15 protein-coding genes and 1 tRNA gene are annotated in these 20983 nt (G+C 35.3%); 8 read left to right on the top strand and 8 right to left on the bottom strand.

The genetic code is table 11. The features are described from left to right. The first annotated feature begins 597 nt into the window (after positions 1-597). A complete protein-coding gene (locus tag ACFIJQ_RS01525) occupies positions 598-2691 on the top strand; it encodes a S9 family peptidase (RefSeq protein ID WP_375628193.1) in 2094 nt (697 codons plus the stop codon). An 82-nt stretch (positions 2692-2773) separates the two neighbouring features. On the opposite strand, the gene ACFIJQ_RS01520 is transcribed toward ACFIJQ_RS01525, so the two are convergent. Next, a complete protein-coding gene (locus ACFIJQ_RS01520) occupies positions 2774-3376 on the bottom strand; it encodes a superoxide dismutase (RefSeq protein WP_273788744.1) in 603 nt (200 codons plus the stop codon). A gap of 873 nt (positions 3377-4249) precedes the next feature. Here ACFIJQ_RS01520 and ACFIJQ_RS01515 point away from each other — a divergent pair. Then, positions 4250-4324: transfer RNA gene (locus ACFIJQ_RS01515), tRNA-Gln, on the top strand. Positions 4325-4555: 231 nt separating this feature from the next. Here ACFIJQ_RS01515 and ACFIJQ_RS01510 read toward each other — a convergent pair. The 3 genes from ACFIJQ_RS01510 to ACFIJQ_RS01500 are packed head-to-tail and all read right to left on the bottom strand — an operon-like array spanning position 4556 to position 8005. Next, the gene (locus ACFIJQ_RS01510; RefSeq protein WP_273788406.1) at positions 4556-5020 is read right to left on the bottom strand and encodes a toxin-activating lysine-acyltransferase; all 465 of its coding nucleotides are present in this window, start codon (positions 5018-5020) and stop codon (positions 4556-4558) included. Beyond that, complete coding sequence (locus tag ACFIJQ_RS01505; RefSeq protein WP_375628191.1) at positions 5020-6348, bottom strand: HlyD family type I secretion periplasmic adaptor subunit; 1329 nt, start codon at positions 6346-6348, stop codon at positions 5020-5022. Before ACFIJQ_RS01505 ends, ACFIJQ_RS01510 begins: the two co-directional genes overlap by 1 nt. Beyond that, positions 6338-8005, bottom strand: a complete 1668-nt coding sequence (locus ACFIJQ_RS01500; protein ID WP_375628189.1) for a peptidase domain-containing ABC transporter — start codon at positions 8003-8005, stop codon at positions 6338-6340. The genes ACFIJQ_RS01505 and ACFIJQ_RS01500 overlap by 11 nt, the downstream gene beginning before the upstream one ends. A 247-nt stretch (positions 8006-8252) precedes the next feature. Between ACFIJQ_RS01500 and ACFIJQ_RS01495 the strand changes: the two genes are divergently transcribed. Then, positions 8253-9062 carry a hypothetical protein gene (locus ACFIJQ_RS01495; RefSeq protein WP_375628187.1) on the top strand — a complete coding sequence of 270 codons (810 nt, stop codon included), beginning with the start codon at positions 8253-8255 and terminating at the stop codon, positions 9060-9062. Positions 9063-10480: 1418 nt separating this feature from the next. Next, positions 10481-10786: a hypothetical protein gene (locus tag ACFIJQ_RS01490; protein WP_375628185.1), complete on the top strand. Its 306-nt coding sequence runs from the start codon at positions 10481-10483 to the stop codon at positions 10784-10786. 1579 nt (positions 10787-12365) lie between these two features. Here ACFIJQ_RS01490 and ACFIJQ_RS01485 read toward each other — a convergent pair. The 4 genes from ACFIJQ_RS01485 to ACFIJQ_RS01470 all read right to left on the bottom strand — a co-directional run bounded on the left by ACFIJQ_RS01485 (position 12366) and on the right by ACFIJQ_RS01470 (position 16977). Then, positions 12366-13151, bottom strand: coding sequence for a DUF1499 domain-containing protein (locus tag ACFIJQ_RS01485; protein ID WP_375628183.1), 786 nt, complete (start codon positions 13149-13151; stop codon positions 12366-12368). 529 nt (positions 13152-13680) lie between these two features. Continuing rightward, entirely contained in the window at positions 13681-14220 is a 540-nt protein-coding gene (locus ACFIJQ_RS01480; RefSeq protein ID WP_375628182.1) for a hypothetical protein, read from the bottom strand. Next, complete coding sequence (locus ACFIJQ_RS01475) at positions 14213-14809, bottom strand: DUF1214 domain-containing protein (RefSeq protein WP_375628323.1); 597 nt, start codon at positions 14807-14809, stop codon at positions 14213-14215. Before ACFIJQ_RS01475 ends, ACFIJQ_RS01480 begins: the two co-directional genes overlap by 8 nt. Before the next feature lie 17 nt (positions 14810-14826). Continuing rightward, positions 14827-16977 carry a transglycosylase domain-containing protein gene (locus tag ACFIJQ_RS01470; RefSeq protein WP_375628180.1) on the bottom strand — a complete coding sequence of 717 codons (2151 nt, stop codon included), beginning with the start codon at positions 16975-16977 and terminating at the stop codon, positions 14827-14829. 348 nt (positions 16978-17325) lie between these two features. Between ACFIJQ_RS01470 and ACFIJQ_RS01465 the strand changes: the two genes are divergently transcribed. From ACFIJQ_RS01465 to ACFIJQ_RS01450, 4 genes are all read left to right on the top strand, one after another. After that, entirely contained in the window at positions 17326-17562 is a 237-nt protein-coding gene (locus ACFIJQ_RS01465; RefSeq protein ID WP_375628179.1) for a hypothetical protein, read from the top strand. A gap of 21 nt (positions 17563-17583) precedes the next feature. After that, positions 17584-18249 carry a response regulator transcription factor gene (locus tag ACFIJQ_RS01460; protein WP_273788399.1) on the top strand — a complete coding sequence of 222 codons (666 nt, stop codon included), beginning with the start codon at positions 17584-17586 and terminating at the stop codon, positions 18247-18249. Further along, positions 18249-19667: an ATP-binding protein gene (locus tag ACFIJQ_RS01455; protein WP_375625099.1), complete on the top strand. Its 1419-nt coding sequence runs from the start codon at positions 18249-18251 to the stop codon at positions 19665-19667. The genes ACFIJQ_RS01460 and ACFIJQ_RS01455 overlap by 1 nt, the downstream gene beginning before the upstream one ends. 246 nt (positions 19668-19913) lie before the next feature. After that, entirely contained in the window at positions 19914-20687 is a 774-nt protein-coding gene (locus ACFIJQ_RS01450; protein WP_375628177.1) for a tetratricopeptide repeat protein, read from the top strand. Positions 20688-20983: the final 296 nt, after the last annotated feature.

Here is a 20983-nt window from a genome sequence, read left to right as displayed (position 1 = left end):
TACATCACAAATATAAAAAAATATAGGATAAAATTTATTTATTTTTTTTGAGAACGTAAAAATAAAATTACTAATGATAAAAATATAATATATAAATTAGTATTTTTTGTTTTGAATACTTATAATTTAGTAATTTTATTTTTACTAAATTTTAAATTTATTTTTATTATTTATATTTATTAAATTTAATAATAAAGAACATACTATATTATAAATAAGACACGACAGCATTACTTATAATATAAAACTATTCATTAAAACGACATAGAATATTTTTATGTTTTATACATTAATAAAAATACTTTAAATATAGTTATTACTTTCTATAAAATTATAAGATTATACTGTTTCAAAAAAAATCAATTCTTTTTCTCATAGTTTAATTGTCTTACCAATCACTTTCATTATAAAAGTGGTATTATATCCCTAGAAAACAATAGCTGTGATATGTAATGGACAGAAAGGTATTAGTTTTAAAAATTATCATAGCGCTATTTTTACAAGTGAATAGAACTTATAGATTTTTACACTTGCATCAATAATTATGATTCTAACATATAAACGAAGCTGTTAACATATTTTAATATAGGATTGTGTATGACCCGCACTTTTGCAACTCCTCCCAAAGCATCTAGAATCACTCATAAGGAAATATATCATGGTATTTTTCGTGATGATCCCTATCATTGGCTACGTGCGTCTAACTGGCAAGATGTTTTTAAAAATCCTAACTGTCTTGATCCAAATATTCGACATTATCTTGAAAAAGAAAATGCTTATCAATCAGCTCAAATGGCTGATACAAAACCATTACGAGATTTGCTTTTTACCGAAATGAAAAACAGGATCCAAGAGAATGATAGTTCTGTTCCTATAAAACATGGTCCTTTTGCTTACGGATTCTCTTATGTTACCGGAGGTCAACAACCGCATTATTTTCGGACACCAAGGAATGGCGGAGAAAAAAACGTTTACCTTAACGGTGATGTCTTGGCAGAAGGCAAAGAATATTTCAAGTTTGGTTCAGTTCAAGAATCTCCTGACCATACATATGTGGTATGGACCTATGATGACAAAGGATCAGAATTCTATACAGCTAAAATTCGTAATTTTGAGACATTGTCTGACTGTATGGACATAATTACTGATACATCTGGTCAAATTGTATGGGATGCTAGATCTGAAGGTTTTTTCTATACTAAAATGGATAAAAATCACCGACCTTCAGAGCTCTATTATCACCGATTAAACACTGATCAATCACAAGATAAGCTTATTTTTCGCGAAGACAATCCAGGTTTTTTCTTAGATGTAAGCGGCTCTAAGCTTAATGATATTATTTATATTAATATTCATGATCATGAAACATCAGAGATCTGGTTGATTCCTGCTGAGGCACCTTTTACTACTCCCCAATGTGTACGGAAACGACAAAAAGGTATTGAATATTCACTTACAGAAGGTGGTGATGTCTTTTATATTCTGACCAATCTAGATAATGCAAAAGATTTCAAAATTATGGTAGCGCCATATACATCTCCACAATCAGAAAATTGGTCTGAGTTTGTCCCACATCAGCTTGGGTGCCTAATATTATCCCATGATGCTTATCAAGATTTTCTTGTCTGGATCGAACGTTTTGAGGGGCTTCCACGTATAAAAGTAATGGAACGTACCACTAAAAAAGTTAATTCCATTGCTTTTACTGAAGAGGCTTATTCTTTAGGTCTACAAGGGGTTGCAGAATATAACAGTCCAACTATTCGTTTTTCCTATTCATCTATGACAACACCTGATCAAGTGTTTGATTATGAGATGAAAAGTCGTAAACGAATGCTTTTAAAAACGCAAATAATTCCCTCTGGGCATAATAAAGATGCATATGTAACACGACGTATTACAGCAATAGCAGACGATGGTGAGAAGATTCCTATTTCACTTTTTTATCACAAAAACACTCCTCTTGATGGTGGTGCGCCTTGTCTTCTTTACGGTTATGGTGCTTATGGGATCTCTATTCCTGCCAGTTTTAATAGTAATGTACTTTCTCTAGTAAACAGAGGTTTTATTTACGCGATTGCTCATATTCGCGGAGGAAAAGAAAAGGGAGTAGAATGGTATGAGAAAGGAAAACATCTCTTTAAGCACAATACATTTACAGATTTTATTGCTTGTGGACGTTACCTTGTAAACAATAAATTCACTTCTCACGACCGGCTTATTGCTTATGGTGGTTCAGCAGGGGGGATGTTGATGGGAGCCATTGCCAATATAGCTCCACAGGATTTTGCTGGAATCGTAGCGAATGTGCCTTTTGTTGATGTCTTAGCGACAATGTTAGATGCTTCATTGCCACTCACACCTCCAGAATGGGCCGAATGGGGCAATCCTCTTGAATCAGAAGAAGATTATAAGCTTATTGCTTCCTATTCACCCTACGATAATGTCAAAGCTCAAAACTATCCCCCTATACTTGTGATGGCAGGATTAACAGATCCTCGTGTAACTTACTGGGAGCCTGCAAAATGGGTGGCAAAATTACGAGACTTAAAAACAGACGATAATGCAATTTTATTACGTATTAATATGGATTCGGGGCACGCTGGTGCAGCTGGACGTTTTTCAAAGCTAGAAGAAGTTGCCTATATCTATGCATATATTCTCAAGATAGCAGGAAAAGGCTGTTGCTAATCCATAATATCTTGTTTGAAAGTCCCCGATAATTTATTGGATTATAGGGACTTTCATACACTAAAAAAATTATCTAGATAGCTTAAAATTCACATTCTTCATAAAGTTTCAAAACATAGTCCCAATTAATTAAATGGTCTACAAAGGATTCGAGGTACTTTGGTCGAGCATTGCGATAATCAATGTAATAGGAATGTTCCCACACATCGACACCCAAAATAGGTCGGGCATTGTGAATTAAGGGATTTTCGCCATTAGGCGTTTTCATAATTTCAAGCTTGCCATCTTTAACAGCAACCCATGCCCATCCAGAACCAAATTGGGCACTAGCAGCAGTAATAAAATCAGCGCGGAATTTGTCGTAACCACCTAGATCAGCGTCAATAGCTTTTGCTAACTTTTCAGGAAGTTTTTGACCACCACCATCTTTTTTCATCCAAAGCCAAAAGTGGTTATGATTGTAATACTGTGCTGCATTATTAAACAAACCAATATTTTTTCCAAAACTTTTTTTAACAATATCTTCAAGGCTTTCATTTTCTAAGCCTAACTCCTTCACAAAATTATTGGTATTGTTAAGATAAGCGAGGTGATGCTTATCATGATGATATTCAAGCGTTTCGCGTGACATATAAGGTGAAAGGGCATCGTAATCATAAGGCAACGGGGGTAATTCAAAAGCCATTTAAAAATCTCCTCGATTCTAATTGTTAAGCTTATTTCATAAGTCTAATTTGCCATTTACAGAATTTAAAAGCAAATGTTGAATACCTATTTTGTATGAAATTAATTTTAATGTCTCTCTTTTTATAAAAGGAGCTTTTAGGAAATGTATGCCAATCAATCAAAAAAGGCATTAGTCTATATAAAGATTGTTTCTGAAGATTTTTTACATCTATGAACCGATAAAAATATCATTATCTTTTGAATAAAAAGTAAATAGAAATAGCTATTATCCCTTGTTCTTATATCTTTATTTTTTCAAATGCCAGATAAAATATTTTTAATTTTTGCAAGACTCTTCTAACCTATTAGGTGTGTCATAGTGTTTGCAATAGAATATTTAAGTGTTATTTTTAGGAGATATTTTTCAATGTGCTTGATTTCATTTTATGGCGCTACTCATGAATAATATAATGTAAAAACCAGTGGACATTATCATCTTTACGCTTAATGAAAGAGCACAGCAACTATCACACACTTTACCAGTTTCCAATATGGTGACAGCTTTTATCTTAATGAAGCAAGATGAGATTGGAATATATCAAGAAAAGTAAATCATATGCTAATTTATTGATACATGAGTAAACTACAAGATTTTCATTTTCTGTTCCTAAAAAATCAATACAAAGAGCAAAATAATTGGTGGATAAATGTTTTCTATTTGTGTTAAGAGCACAACTGTATATCAGTTTCTGCTACGAATTTGTATCGATGCAATACCATACAAGACTCAGGCACTTTATGATAAAAAAGTAAGGTCTTTGATTTTCAGATATTGCGTCCAATCACAGGAATCGCTATAAGGTGCAAGAGTCGCCTATAAAGCGTGTTTTTTTGGGGTATAGCCAAGCGGTAAGGCACCGGTTTTTGGTACCGGCATTCCCTGGTTCGAATCCAGGTACCCCAGCCAACTCTAGTGAAATTAATCAAAGTTTAGCTTGAGAGTGGATTAAATCTCTTAAGCATTTGTTGCTATTCATAGCAAGTCTGGTAAGCTGAAAAATACCCATTTGTAGCGGGGAAGCTCTAAATATGGTAAGGCTTTCTTTTACTATAGCTATCGCTCAGAGAACTCTTTTAAAAGATTCTTCTTTATAAGAGGGGAGGGGTAAATGATTTATGCGCACTTGCTTTAGAAAAACTATTTGGCTGGATTTTTTGCTCTGTAGCAACACCAGCGCGCAATTTTTCGTATTCCACCATCTTCATTACGTCGAACAGCGTAGCAATAATGCTGATCAGGAAATATATTTCGTTGCATATCGCGTACAATATGAGCAGTATGGCCATAAGGTGCTACACAATCAATAAACCATACGTATTTTCCATTCTGCCAATTGGCATCGGGTAAAAATTCTCCCTTTTCAAGCATAGATTGATGATTTTCTTCATCTAAAAAAGCCCAAGTGATAAAAGCGCAAAATTCTCCACGTTCATTTTTATAGAGCTTGTATTGCCCAGTCTGTAAGGCGGGTCCTATGTTGCGTTCGATATCCCAGATTCGCCAGCGGCGGTATAAGGGAGATGTAAGCATTAAAACAACCATAGCTCCTAACGCTGTAAGAGGATCTATGAGTGATGGTGATGGATTTTCATTTACAGACATTATCTTTCCTTTAGAGATTGTTCTAAAACTTTGGTAATAGGTTCAAAGAAATAAGAAATGAGACGTCGTTTTGAGGTAATGACATCAGTTGTCACAGTCATGCCAGGGATAAATTTAAGTTGTTTGTTATTCAAAGTGATATGATCTTGGTCAATTTTGATTAAAACAGCGTAGACACCATTATTAATTTCTTTATCATAGCGCGCTGTAGCGCCTACATTAACGACTGTACCGTGGATAACACCGAAACGTTCAGGCGGAAAGGCAGAAAACTTGATGTAAGCACGTTGTCCCTTTTCTAAAAAACCAATATCTCGATTATCAAAAAACGCTTCGACAATGAGTCCGCCTGCACCAGGTACAATGCGCATGAGCGTTTTTCCAGCTTCTACAAAGCCGCCCAAAGTATGGATACTTAAATCATCGATACGCCCATCAACAGGTGCATAAAGTGATAAGTGATCAAGACGGTATTGAGTGCTATCAAGCTTTGCTTTTAATCCTTGAAGATTCAGTTCTGTTTCACGCGAAAGTTGGCGATAGCGGGCGATTTCATCGGAAATGAGACTTTTCCGTTGTTGGCGAAGGGTATTGATTTCGGCGGCATTTTCTTCCAAACGTCTTTGATTGGTTAAAATTTCATGCTCGACATTTTTAAAGTCATGTAAACGCTCTAAATAAACGGCTTGGCTAATGACTTTTGTTTCCATCAGGCTTTTTGCAGCTTTTAATTTTCCTTGGCTTAATTGACGATCATCTTCCAACCTATCTAATTGCGCATGTTGTGTTGCACCGCTGCGCTCGACGCGGTCCGCTTGTGCTTTTAGCGCTCTTAATTTATCTTGGAGAGATTGAAGGGCAGCGCTAATGAGTTTTTCCCCTTCTATTCTTGCAGTCGTGTTGCCAGAAGGAGGAGCTGGCAGATAGGCAAGCCCTTTGGTCACAAAATCTTTATCCAAAGGATCACTTTCGTGCAAAGCTGTTAAAATAGCTGTTGCGATTTGTGCTTGAAGGGTTTGTTGCGCGATATCTGCTTGAACACGTGCGCACTCATTGAGGGCTTCACGGGGATCTAATTGAATAAGGAGATCGCCTTGATGAACAAATTGCCCTTCTTTTACAAGGATTTTCTCAATGCGTCCTGTATTTTGCGCTTGGACCAGCTGAACGTAAGCGGTGGGAATAACACTTCCTTGTCCCCGTGCAACAATCTCTGTTTTTGCGATAAAGCTGCCGATCACAATAAAGAGAAATAAAGCAATTAAAACAGCAACAACCATATGAAGCGTTGGTGACAAAGGGCGCAAATAGGGAGCTTTATCTGCCATTTTTTGCCTCCAAATCAGTAAAGTTTAAGACGTTTGCATGCTGAGGAAAGAGGTCACTTTTGTGGGTAATAACAAGAACAATACGATCTTGTGAAAGTTTATATAAATGCTCAACAATTTGTGCACTGACAGTGTCATCCAATGCGGAAGTAGGTTCATCTAAAATAAGCAGGCTTGGGTTTATCAGAAAGAAACAAGCCAAAGCCAAGCGTTGGCGCTGACCACCCGATAAAAAACCACCTTGCTCTCCTACTTGGGTATTAAGTCCTAGAGGCAACTGAGCAATCAAATCATGGCAAGCACTAACATATAGTGCAGCATCGATTTCATCTTTAGTGGCATCTGGTTTGGCAAGAAGCATATTCTCAAGAATGGTTCCGGAAAAAAGGCAAGGATTTTGAGGAAAATACGCGATTGTTTCACGCACGCTACGGACATCAAAATTCTGTAAAGGTTGGGCGTTAATCAATATCTTCCCGCTTGTTGGGGGGTAGAGTCCACAAAGAAGCTTCGCCAAGGTTGTTTTTCCGCACCCTGAAGGACCAAGTAACATAATCGGTTGCCCAGGTTGTAAACAGACATCAAGATGATTGATAATGGACTTATCTCCATAAGAAAAACAGAGATCGTTGGCTTCAAGATGAGGAGGAGCGCTAAGTTGAAGAGGCGGCTTTTCTTCTTCCCATTCTGGAGGGGAGTTAAGAATATCGCCCAAACGAAGACGAGAGATTTTCAAATGCTGCCATTCTTCCCATAGGGATGCAAGGCTTAAGATAGGACCAGAAACATTTCCAGCGAGGAGATGAAAGGCAATAAGTTGCCCTAGTGTAATCTGGTTTTGAAGAACTGCCTGAGCACCAAAAAAGATAATAAAAATAGTGAAAAGATCACCAAAAATATGGCTCGTGGCTCCATTGAGAAGATGTAATTTACTGGTTGTAAGGCTTTGATCTAAACTACGGGCTAAAGTTTCTTGCATGCGTATTGTATGAGCAGCTTCTTTTACGTGTGCTTTTATGGCTTCAAGATTGGTAAAACTTTCAATAAGGCGCGATTTATGGACAGCTTGCAGAGTAAAAGCACGGCGTAATTGGCGGCGCAAGAAGGGACCGACCAACGCTAAAGAACCCATTTGTAAAGGTAAAATGATAAGGACAATGAAGGTAAGTTTCGGACTAATGGAAAAGAGTGCAGCAATATAAATAATGGCAAACAGAACATTCAGTACGGTTGTGGCGATGGTTCCTGTTAAAAAACCGCGAATTGTATCAACTTCCCCAATACGTGAAAACAATTCTCCTACTTGCCAACGGCGTAAAGTGGGCAAGGAGAGACTTAAAAGATGGGTGTAAATGCGCCGTCCAAATTCTAGCGTAAGCCGATTGGCTAAATAAGCTCCTAAGTAGCCTGAAAGAGTGCTAAGAGCAGTGCTAAACAGCATGATAGCAACCATCAAGACAACGATAGCATAGAGACTTTCAATACGCTGAAAAGGGAGAATACGGTCAATAATCGATTGAAAAATAAAAGGATTTACCAAGCCCAGCAAACGCAAAACAACAGCAACGCAACTGAGTTCGATGACATAATAAATATATTTCTTTGTTGTTCTTGTAAACCAAGAGAATGATACTGGTTTTTCTTGTGAATGACTCATTTGAATTTATGATTTTGTTTAAGAGAAAGAGCGATGGATGTCGCATATTTAAACAGTATTGTAAATAGTATTATATTTATACAAAATATACACTTTGTATAAATATAATATAAACATAATGTATTTATTATTTGTAAAGTATTTTTACAAATTATGTTTGACTTATTATAAAATGAACAGTAAAGAATTGCCCACCGCATCATTATGATACAGTTATTTTTAATAATTTAAAGAAAGGAGGATTTAAATGGGTAGTTCAAGCTCATCAAATGATTCAAGTAGTAACTCACATCCAAAAAGTTGGCTTTTTCCAGAAGATGATTATAGTACAGACGCTTATGCCCAAGCAGCAGGTACAGGTGGCACTGTAGGAGCAATATTAGGAGGTGGTGCTGGTGCAGCTGGAGGTTCTATTGCTGGACCAGGAGGTGCAGGTGCTGGCTTACTCGGTGGAGCAGTAAGCGGCGGAATAGGAGGAGCTGGTGATTCAAGTAGTAACTCACATCCAAAAAGTTGGCTTTTTCCAGAAGAAGATGATTGTAGCCCAGGAGCCCATTCCCAAGCAGCAGGTGCAGGCGGCATCATAGGAGAAGTAATAGGAGGTATTGCTGGTGCAGTTGGAGGTCTTTTTTCTGGACCGAAAGGTGTCGGTTCTGGCTTTGTCAATGGAGCAATAGGAGGTGGACTAGCAGGAGCTGGTGACGCTGTGGTAGATAAATACAATGCATGCTATACGGCACCAAGTTGTGAAGTAAGCGATTATACTGAAGCAGCTGCTATACACGGAGGCATAGGACTAGCATCTGGTGCATTATTTGGTCCGGAAGGAGCAGCAATAGGCGGATTAGAAGGAGCTGCTGACGGTTTTATAGATAAGTACAATGAATGCCATCCGAATCCAAGTTGTGAAGTAAGCGATTATGTCGAATCAGCAGCCATAAAGGGAGGCGTAGGAGCATTAATTGGTTTATTAGGTGGTCCGGAAACAGCAGTAGCAGGCGGAGTAATGGGAGCTATTAGCGGTTTTAAAGATAAGTACAATCAATGTCATCCGTAAAGTGGAGGGACACTGTTTCTAATTTATTTAGAAAATAGCTAGTAAGATATTTCTGAGATCAGTGATATTGTAAACATACTTTAAAGCTATGGCTAAACTGATTTCAGGGATATTTTTGTGTGTGATAATAGATATTTTATTTTGGATTTTTTTGTTATGAATACTTTTACTCGCTCCTTAGTAACAGCAATTGGATTTGGATTTTGCATGTTTTTTTACAATAGATTTAAAGGTGAGAACTGGAGTATAAAAAGGACAATATTATCAACAATTATGTTTTTTATATTATATTATGCTGGAAATTTATTAGTTAAATATATGGGAATTTTATAAAAAATTATTTATATATAAAATTATACTTATTTGAGTTAAGTTTATTATTTGAATTATACTTTATTGCTCTCTCTATTAAATCATTCATAAAGTAGATGAAATTTCAGTCTGGATTTTTTGTTATGCATACTTTTACTAGCTCCTTAATGACAGCAATTGGATTTGGACTTTGCATGTTTTTTTACAATAGATTTAAAGGTAAGAACTGGAGTATAAAAATGGAAATATTATCAACAATTAGGTTTTTTATACTATATTATGCTGCAAATTTATTAATTGAATATACGGGAATTTTAAAATAATATAGAATTACGTTATTATCAGCATTTTATTATTTATCATAATTTATACATTTTACAAATTATATTTGATTTTTTTGCTAAATAGCATGCATCATCAGATGATTAAAGTAGTAACTCACATCCCAAAAGTTGGCTTTTTCCAGAATAAGATGGTTGTAGCGCAGGCTCTTATGCTCAAACAGTAGGCACAGGCGGTCTCGTGGGAGCCTTATTAGGAGGAGGGGCTGGGTGCAGTAGCTGGTCTACCTAGAGTAGTAGGAGGCGGATTATTAGGAGCTGCTATCGGTTTGATAGATAAGTACAATCAATGCCATCCGTAAAGTGGAAGAACACTGTTTCTAATTTATTTAGAAAATAACGATAAAGATATTTCTGAGATCAGTGATATTGTAAACATACTTTAAAGCTATGGTAATTGATTTCAGGAATATTTTTGTTTAAGACAATAGATATTTTATTTTGGATTTTTTTGTTATGAATAATTTTACTGGCGCCTTATTGGTAACGTTTATATATGGATTTTCAATTTTTTTTTACAATAGATCTAAAGGTAAGAACTGGAGTATAAAAAGGAAAATATTATCAACAATTACGTTTTTTATATTATATTATTTTGGAATTTTATTAGTTAAATATATAGGAATTTTAAAATAATATAGAATTACGTTATTATCATTATTTTATTATTTATTATGAGTTATATATTTTTACAAATTATATTTGATTTTTTGCTAAATAGCATGCTCATTACATGATTCAATTATTAACTCACATCTAAAAATTTTGCTTTTTCCAGAAGAAGATAATTGTAGCGCAGGCGCTCATTCCCAAGCAGAAGGTGCAGGCGGCCTCATAGGAGACGTAATAGGAGGTGCACTAGCAGGAGCTGGTGACGCCTTGGCAGATAAGTACAATGAATGCCATCCGAATCCAAGTTGTGAAGTAAGCGATTATGTTGAATCAGCAGCCATAAAGGGAGGCGCAGGAGCATTAATTGGTTTATTAGGTGGTCCGGAAGCAGTAGTAGCAGGCGGATTAGGAGGAGTTATTAGCGGTTTTAAAGATAAGTACAAGCAATGTCATCCGTAAAGTGGAGAGATGCTGTTTCTAATTTATTTAGAAGATAGCTAGTAAGATATTTCTGAGATCAGTGATATTGTAAACATACTTTAAAGCTATGGCTAAACTGATTTCAGGGATATTTTTGTGTATGATAATAGATATTTTATTTTGGATTTTTTTATGAATGAGCTTATTAGTATTATTATAGAATTATTATTTTCTATAGGTGCTTTATTTATATTTTTCTATACATTGTTTTCATATTATAAATATAAAGGTTATAGTAAAAAAGAAATTTGGAAAAAAATTTTGTTAAGAATATTTTTGTTATTTATATTATTTTCTATGACATTTTTTATTTATATACGTTATTTATATGAACAATGATTATTCATTATTAATTTGGAAATTTTATTTGTTATCTATATTTTTAATATATTTTATGAATTGTTTTTTGCATTTTTTTGTTTAAGTATATTTATTTAAATTGTATTATGTATATAAAGTATTTAATGAAAAAAAATAATTAAATAATAATAAATTATTTTTTATATTATTTTAATTTATTAATTTTTGTATGAATTAATATATGTTAATGTTTATTGTTTTTATATATATTTAATTTGGATTTTTTTATGAGTGATATTACTCGTATTATTGCAGAATTATTATCTTATACATGTGCTTTATTTATATTTTTCTATGCAATGTTTTTACGGTATAAATTTAAAGGTTATAGTAACAAAGAAATTGTGAAAAAAATGTTATTAAGCACATTTTTGTTCATTATATTTGTTATATTACTTTCTATAACAGTTTTTATTTGTATACGTTATTTATATGAAAAATGATTATTTATTATCTTTATATAATAATGTTTTTGATATTTTATTTTCAGTATTTGTTTTTATATTTTCATTTTTATTAATTTATAGATACAGTGGTGACAGTTGGAAAAATAGTATAAAGGAAGCGATTAAGACATTTGGGTGGTTCTTTTTGTTATTTTTGACGTTTTGTTTTATTTATGTTGCGTTTAAATATATTAGATATTAGCATTTATATTTAAATTATGTTTTATAAAAAATGATTTTAATTTAAATAAGTTTCTATTATTTGTAATTATAAATTTTTATGAAATTGCAATAATAATTTATTTTAAAATATAGATGAATTTAGGTGTATTTTATTGTTGATTTTTTCTGTAACTATATTACATATGCATCATATTTTATGATAAATGTATTTCATCTTTCTTGATGAGGGTGGGTTTTTCTATTTTCATTGGAAAAATAAGCCTGTAAGAAATGCTTAATTTCCTTATTAGAGAAGTCTTCTTGACTACTCTTATGATGCGATTTCTGAGCATAAAAAATATATGTAAAATCAATTATAGTATTTAAGTTTAGAATTTGAATTCAAATATTTTATCTATATGTCACGCGCTAAAAAGAGGCTATAAGTTGCTTTTGGGTGTTTAAAGAACTTGTCAGTAATGCTTATGGCCGTCGAGAGACGATAACTGTTTTGTGCGTTTCCGCACGTCTCAAAATTTATTTTTGAAATAAGCTAATTTAGTAAATGTAACTTACTATACTTCTAACCTCTACTCATTATCTTCAGAAAGAGGAAGTGAGGCGATTTCTGTATCAAGTGCATCCATAAAATCGATAATAAAAGCAGCATTTTTCCCCAAATCTCTTGGCAAATAACGAGAAGCAGAACGCATATCAACAAAAGTGGTATCCCCTTCATCAGTTAAACGAATGACAATGTCTGAAATAAAACCAAGGTAAAAAGTTTTTGCCATTGTTTCAATGTAAATTTCATTTTCTTCGCCTTTGAATTCTCTTTGCGCTACAACAGGCCAATCATAGGCTGCTAAAACATTGAGAACAGATTCGCGAATACGATCAGGTGAGCCATCATAACGGCGCCCTGACATTTCTGGCCATTGTGAGATCTGTATTGCTGCTTGTTCAGTCAATACACTCTTGAGCGGTAAAGCATCGCTGGGACGTATTGTGCGAAAAAAAGCTGGCGGGCTTTGTGTATCGGTAGAAATATCGTAAAGAGCCGGTAAGGTAAACCAAAGTCCAAAAAATAACATCAATGGTGTAGCAGTTATTAATGAATAAATGATTCCTTTTAAAGCTTTCATTCCCCCTAGGGCTCCATAGACCCATAAGCTGTAAAGTGCTTTTACAGCAAGAAAAAGAGAAATAATCACACAGCCAGTAGAGATACCTATCAAAATTATGAAGTCGGTTACGTTAATGACGGAAAAACGTTGTAAAATGACTGAAAATAATAAAATAAAGAACGCCAATCCACCAAATCGAGGGGACCATACTGCTGCTCTTGCAACGAACCGAACATATCTCTTCTTCATGAAGTTTTTTCCCCTCAATTGTAAACTATAAGCCAAGTTTTTTCAGAGTGCATATCTTGCAAAAAGCTTCTGCTTACAAGAGAAAAATAAAGCACTTATTTTTGAGGTCAAGGATGCGTAATGTCTTATAAGTTTCCAGCGATTATATTCGCACTTTATTGAAGGTAATCAGTATTTCTTCTATAGTTTATCATGTCATTGATGCGAACTTTATGGAAACGTTTGTAAATAAAAAGAAATAAACTCAAATAACAAGTTTTACGGTTGTTAGTAGCATATTTATTTAGAATTTTGATTTTTCTCTTCTGATTGCGGGGAGTTTTTTCTGTCAGATGATGCGTATCAAATAGGATATGATTATGTGCAATAGAGATTTCATTCTACCTCAATAAAAAATTTAGGGATCTACAATCAGACAAACCTGAATTTGAATATTCGATTAATAGAGGAAAAAGATAACCATTTTGATAGGCTTCGTTTATTTCGTACAGAAAGTAAGGTGTTGTACAAATGAGAGGTTAGTCCGTTTTTATTCATAAAATATGCGGCAGGTCGCAGATGAAAGGAAAGATTCACTTTCCTTTTTTGCAAGTGAAGAAGGAGCAAAAATACGTAAAATGACAAAACCTTCATTCAAATTTTTAGCAACCAAAACTGAATTAGCATTTTTTTTAGGTTTTGATTTTTTGAGTTCTATTATTTGTATTGGTTTTCCAATAATAAGATCGAGTGTATTATCAGGGGCTGTTCGGTCATTAAGGCTATAGAAAATAATTCCGTTGTGGGTGTAAGCAGCGAGTGACCAAAATTGTCGTGTTTTCAAAGCTTTTAAATGAACAGGTCCATTTTCAAGATTAAATCTGCAGACTTTAAGAAGAAAGAGTGGATCAGCAGATTGTTGAATAGGATTATCGGGAGTAAAAGCAACAAATTGATAAGGGGCGCCGGATTTTTTAAGTGCTGTCCATATATTATTTTGTGCCCAATAGGGGATTAGAAAGAGAACGCAAACATGAACGATAATAGCGCCAATGATTGCAAGAAGGGCGATATAAATGAATCTAGTCACAATTTATTTGTCCTGATGGAATTTGTTCTATTGATGGCATTGTAAGCTTTTGTAATGCCGTTGCAGAGATGATTGAGGTATCGTATAAGGTAAGAATAAGCCCGAATTCTTTTTGACTAACTGTTGCAAGCCAATTGCCGGCTTGCGGTGTAGGTGAAATATTGATGTGTAATGAGCCATCACGCTCATAAGTAACAGCGTTCGTATGGAGTTCAAAAGGTATTTCTTTGGATGAAGTATAGGGCTTTAGGGATTTGTCAGCTGTATAAAGGGTAAAAAAACGGGTTTCAGGGATGGTTCCTTTGAGCAAATAATGACAGCGAGAGTGGAGTGAACGCCCTTGGTTATCTTGCCAAATCTGGAATTGAATACCTTCAGTACGTCCGAGTGAAACAATGCCTTGTTTAGCGGTGCGGGCGCGGGTATAAGGATCCATATTGGCGGTTCCCATTTGTGGATAAGCACTCCATTTTCCAATTCTAAAGAGTCCAAAATGATGAAAGGAATTGAGTACATAATCGACACTCAATTTTCCACATAAAATAGAAAAAGCGAAGATAAAAAAGAAAATGGTGATATTAAAAAACATCATAGAATATTTTGAATTCAAAATGTTGAATCTCCAGTTGTTTTCATCTTCAAAGAAATTGCAGATGGTTTTTTCAGATCTTTGTTAATCAATCGCACAATATTCAATGTTTCAGGAGAAAGCGTAGAGGGTGTTGGGGGAAAAAATTCAGAATCTACATGGGAGGAAAGTATTGGGGGATGATAAGGAAGAAGAGAATCTTTAACACCATAGAGTTGTTTGAGCATAATATTTTGGTGTGCAGCAAGCATGATGCGATGCCATATCATGGCAGGAACTCCACCCCCAAAAGCACGATTCATCGGTGAAAAGTTATCATTTCCCATCCATACCGCTCCAGTATAATTGCCTGTAAAGCCAACAAACCAAGCATCACGATAGGATTGTGATGTTCCAGTTTTCCCAGCGACAAGAGTCATAGGCAGAGCAGCACGCTTACCAGACCCTCGTGTTGTGACACCCACCATCATTTGGTTCATATAGGCAGCTGATTGTCTGCTGAGAACTCGGTGTAACTTATTTCCGTTATGCTCGAAATCCCATACCACATGTCCATCGATTGTTCTGATTTGCGTGAACCCATGACGATTACCAGCTATCCCGCCATTCGCAAAGACATTAAAGCCAGTTGCTTGATCCATGGGGGTCATGTTGGAAGTGCCAAGAACCATCGTTTTGTGTGATAAAATATGCGCGTTAATCCCCATATTCTTGATGAGATCTATAATGGGTTGGGTATCGCGGTGAAGATATTGATAGGTGAGATACACAGGGACTGTATTAATGGAAAAAGCTAAAGCTGTTGCTAAATCAATTTTCCCCAAATAACGACCAGAATTATTTTTTGGTGTCCACCCCCCCCAATTGATGGGAGCATCTAAAACGATTGTTGAGGGAGACAGTCCGTGTTCTAGTGCGGTTGCGTAAACATAAGGTTTGAATGAAGAACCAGTTTGCCGTCCGCCTTGTGTCGCTCTGTTAAATTGGCTCTTTTTATAATCTAGTCCTCCAACAATTGCGCATACGGCACCGTTATTATCGAGTATAACAGTGGCAGCTTGTGTTACGCGATATTGTTGACCATATTGATGTAAATGATATGCAATTGATTCTTCTGCTGCTTTTTGAATATTTGGATCAAGGGTCGTTTGAATAATTAAACTATGGCTTGGAAGTTGATTACGCATTTTTTTGACTTCCTCGAATGCCCAATCAAGAAAATAATCAGCCTGATTATTTTCTATTTGGGGAAGTGCCCTAGCAGGGTGGCGATGCGCATTGATAATCTGGCTCTTCGTCATAAAGCCACTATTAACAAGATTAGAAAGGACTACATTGGCACGTGTTTGAGCAGCAAAGAGATGACTATGAGGAGCATATTTTGTTGGAGCTTTAAAGAGCCCTGCTAACATAGCAGATTCACTTAAAGATACATGACGTATGTTTTTTCCAAAATAAAATTTTGCAGCTGCTGCAATACCAAAATTGTTTCCTCCCATATAGGCGCGGTCAAGATAAAGTTGCAAAATCTGTTTTTTGCTAAAATTTGCTTCTAGCCAAAGAGCAAGATAAGCTTCTTTGATTTTACGTGTTATGGTTCTCTCGTTTGTTAAGAATAAATTTTTAGCCAATTGTTGTGTGAGAGTTGAACCACCTTGCACTACACCTTTAGCTTGCATATTTTGTGAAATTGCTCGTGTAAGTCCTTGAAAATCAATACCCCAATGATCGAAAAAACGACGGTCTTCTGTAGCAAGAACCGCTTTAATGACAGTGTCAGGCATTTCTTCAACGGGGACAGAGATCGCCGGCAGTGCACCACGGTGTCCAATGGAATTTCCATAGCGATCTAGAAAAAGAATGGAAAAGTTTTTAGGAGAAGACCAATCTGTTTTGGTCAGTTCAAAAACAGAAATGCCCAAAATAGTGAAAAGAGTAAATCCCATCAACCCTAATGTCAGTATTTCATCGAGAACTTCAACGATAAAACGTTTCCATCCTTGAAGATGAAAATTTTGTGAGATGATTTTTGCCTTTTTCCAGAAAAAACTGTTAGCAGAACGAATGTGATAAAGCGCTGTATCTAATCGTGCGTCTAATTCAATGAGAGCAGGACTGTGAAATGGCTTACGGTGTTGCCTTTTCTTTTTTTTAAAAAAATCAAACATTTAAAGAGAGCCTATGGCAAAGAAATACAACCAAACAAATCTACAATAATTATATGGAGTAGAAGTATTTTTTTGCTATAGTGCTAACAGAGAAAGAGTTGATTTTAGAATTATTCATTTTTCGTAAGGTAGTGTATTAAGATTTTATTATTTTATCTAATAAACTTTATTCTCATTATTAAAAATATTTTATTTTGAGTTTTTTAAAATTTAAAGTAATGTTAATGCATTCTTCTGTAAGATAGAGGATAAATTATTTCCATTTGTGATTTTTAAATCGACCCAAAAAAACCATTATTTCTTTTATCCTTTATCAAGGAAGAGAAGAGGTGGGTTATTGAAATATTTATGATGAAAAAAAAATTCTTGTTCGTAATAATAGCAGCTTTTTTAGGAGCAGATTCTGTTCTAGCTTCTGGGTGTGCTGAAGTAGGTAAGAAGGTTGCTGCGCAAGAGAGCGGGGTTCTCGTCCGTTCAAACCCAGTTGTTCAGGATGGAAAGGGCATGTGTGCAATTGTGATTGTTGTACCAGCCCGTAATGGGGAAAAGTTACGTCGTGTTGAGTTTTTTGTTCCTGCTGATTAGTCTTTGGCAGATGGTGTTGTGATGCGTATCTTAATCGTTGAAGATGATCGGAATCTTCATCATCAATTAGCAGAAGCTGTAAGACGTGCAGGATATGTTTCCGATAGTGCTTTCGATGGTGAAGAGGCTTATTTTTTAGGGAGCACAGAGTCTTACGACGCGGTGATACTTGATATAGGTTTACCGTATATTGATGGTATTCGTGTTGTTGAAAAATGGCGTCAAGAAGGGCACACCATGCCTGTTTTAATGCTAACGGCGCGAGACCGTTGGTCTGATAAGGTGCACGGTATTGATGCTGGGGCTGACGATTATGTTGTGAAGCCATTTCATTTGGAGGAAGTGATGGCGCGTTTACGAGCATTAATTCGTCGCGCTACGGGACATGCGACAAGTGCATTATGTTGCGGAAATGTTTTGTTGGATACGAAGACGTCTCGTGTTTTTGTGGATGGTCAGTTGATTAAACTAACATCTTATGAATTCAGACTGCTTTCGTATCTCATGCATCATTGTGACAGGGTCATTTCAAGAACAGAGCTTACTGAACATCTTTATGATCAGGATTTTGATAAGGACTCGAATACGGTGGAAGTCTTTGTAGGTCGGTTACGGAAAAAGCTTGGAGTGGATTTGATTGAAACTATTCGAGGAATGGGGTATCGCGTGAGAACGCTAGGTGATTAATGAATACTTTCGAAGAGAATAATTGGTGTAGGAGGTTCTTTTTTGTAATTACTCGATCTCTCAGTTTACGTGTTATGGTCTTATCAACATTATGGGTTGTTATTTCTCTTTTATCGATTTCTGCAGTAAGTATTTTATTTTATAAACGTTCAACTGAACAAAGCCTAGAGCGTATTCTTTCTGCTCAACTCTACAGTCTTATTGCAACAGTGACGGTGTCATCGGAAGGTACTTTGAGAGGAGGGGCTGGGATTGATGATATTCGTTATTCTGATCCAACAACAGGATGGTATTGGGAAGTTGTTGCGATATCCCATAATTTAAAAGGAAGATTGACATCCCCCTCATTGGGAACAGGCGAGATATTTACACCAAGTGATGTTGATATACCTTTTGACAATAAGTTCTTTCGCTCTTATCGGATAAAGGGGAACAATGGTCAAAAGCTACAAGTGATTGAGAGTGATGTTGTTCTTGATAATGAAAATCATATTGCACGTTTTCGGCTTGTTGGGAATATCGATGAAGCTCATGCCCAGGTAAAGGAATTTAAGCGAACTTTGCAAATTTTTCTTTGGAGTTTTGGTATCGGGAGTGTCCTTATTAATATTGCTATTATTTTCTTTAGTTTTCAACCGTTGAAGCTTATTCGACGCGCATTGAATGATATTCGCGAAGGAAAAGTTCACTATGTGAATACGGATTTAGTAAGCGAAGTAATGCCGCTTGTACAAGAGATGAATGCTCTCATTAATAATAATCAGCGTATTATTGAGCGATTTCGCACACAGGTTGGTAATCTTGCGCATTCATTGAAAACGCCTCTATCCGTGATTATGAATGAGACAGATAAGATGCGCGGAGAAAAGGCTTGTTTGTTGAGGGAGCAAACGCAAATAATGCAAGCTCAAATCAATCATTATCTTCAGCGTGCGCGGATTGCAGCACAATGCGATAGTATTGTCTATCATACGTCTGTTCGCAGTGTGCTTGAACGTTTAGTGCGAGTTATGAAAAAGCTTAATCCTGAAAAACAAATTCAATTTATTATGGATGTTGATGATATTGTTTTTTCTGGAGAGAAGGAAGATTTAGAAGAAATTATAGGGAATTTGATTGAAAATGCTACTCAGTGGTCTCGAGCAAAGGTTTTGATCTCTTGTTGTTTAGAAGAAAATGTTGAAGAAACAGAATATTTTAGTATCTTTGTAGAAGATGATGGCCCTGGTTTAACAGAAGACAAAATGGAGGAAGCATTAAAAAGAGGGCGGCGGTTTAATGAAAGTAAACTAGGGGCAGGTTTAGGGCTAGCAATTGTTTCAGATATGGTCAGTGAATATGGTGGCAAGCTCTTTTTATCACGTTCTGATTTGGGTGGGTTGTATGCAAAAGTTTTATTACCTAAGATGGGAGAATAACATATTTTCGCCTTAAGCAAGAAATGTCTATAAAGTTTGTAAAGCAGTATTTTCAGATAATACATAAAGAGTAGGGAAACATTGTTTTTAGTTCCTTTGTTTAATTGATATATATAAGAAAAATGGACAATAGATTTTATAATATTTTCCATGAAAAAATGAATTTTTATCAATTCACATCACTCTTCTCATGAAGATGGTAAAATGTAAGCGAGTCATTCTCTGTGCGTATTGGAAAAAAATGATATGCTCTTATTAATTTTTGCAGCATTTTTTCTGACTTTTCTGGCAAGTGTTCTTTTTCTTTCACTACGTTTTGACGATGATATAAAGAAAGAATGGAAAGTTCAAACCGTGGATGGCTATAGAAGTCATAAGCATACGATTGAGTTTAACAAGCTTTATATGCATAATAAAAAAAGAAATATTCTTAAGGCTTTAAGTATTTTATTTGTTCTTCTTATGACATGGAATATTTATGGTCTGACAGGCAGTCCAGAAGTGAAAAGTTATTTTTTTAGCGAATTAATGGATAAGGATCCTAAAACTCTTAGTAAGCAAGAAAAGCTTATTCGTTTACAAGTGCTTTTTTTCCGTGCACCTCATGATGGCAAGCTAGCAGATGCGTTAGCGGTAGGGTATCTCGAAGAAAGCCTTTTTCAAGAGGCTGTGAATACTTATTTAGACGCACTTCGTTTGAATGGAGAAACAGCTCCAAGGCTTGTAGGATATGGTTTAGCATTGGTTGGTTATGAAGGGGGAGTGATAACACAAGAAGCACAAAATGCTTTTCAAAAAGCAGCAGATTTAGCGCCAACAGATTTTTATCCACGTTTATTGTTGGCCGATGCATTGCATCAAGCAGGAAAAACTGCGCAGGCAGTGCAATTTTTACAAAGCTTTCTTGATACAATGCCTGAAAATTTTTCAGGACAATCACGTGTAAAAAAAATGATGATTCAGTTACGTGATTTATCGAGTGAGCATACAAAGAAAAGCAATCATCGCCAATTGAGATGATGAAATATAAAGGGAAGTGCTGTTTAGAAAGACAAGAGAAGTAATCTCTTAGAAGTAGGTGTTTGTGAAGAAGATTAAGGAATAGAAATGAAGAATGTAAAGAGCGCGATATAAGTGGTTATAGGTTAAATAAAAATTGGTTGTAAAACTAAAAAAGGAAGAAAGATATTGATAAGTTTGTTAGCAAAGGTGAGGTATTGGATAAAAAGTTGCACCTATGTAGAAGATGTGCAAAGCTCTTAAAAAAATAAAATATTGATACTTAATTATAACGTATTTAAATTTTTTTCGTAGAG

Origin of the sequence: Bartonella sp. TT67HLJMS (assembly GCF_042193375.1) — a bacterium.
Classification (GTDB): Bacteria; Pseudomonadota; Alphaproteobacteria; order Rhizobiales; family Rhizobiaceae; genus Bartonella; species Bartonella grahamii.
The sequence above is the reverse complement of the archived record's forward strand: the minus strand, read 5'-3'. Positions and strand labels throughout refer to the sequence as shown.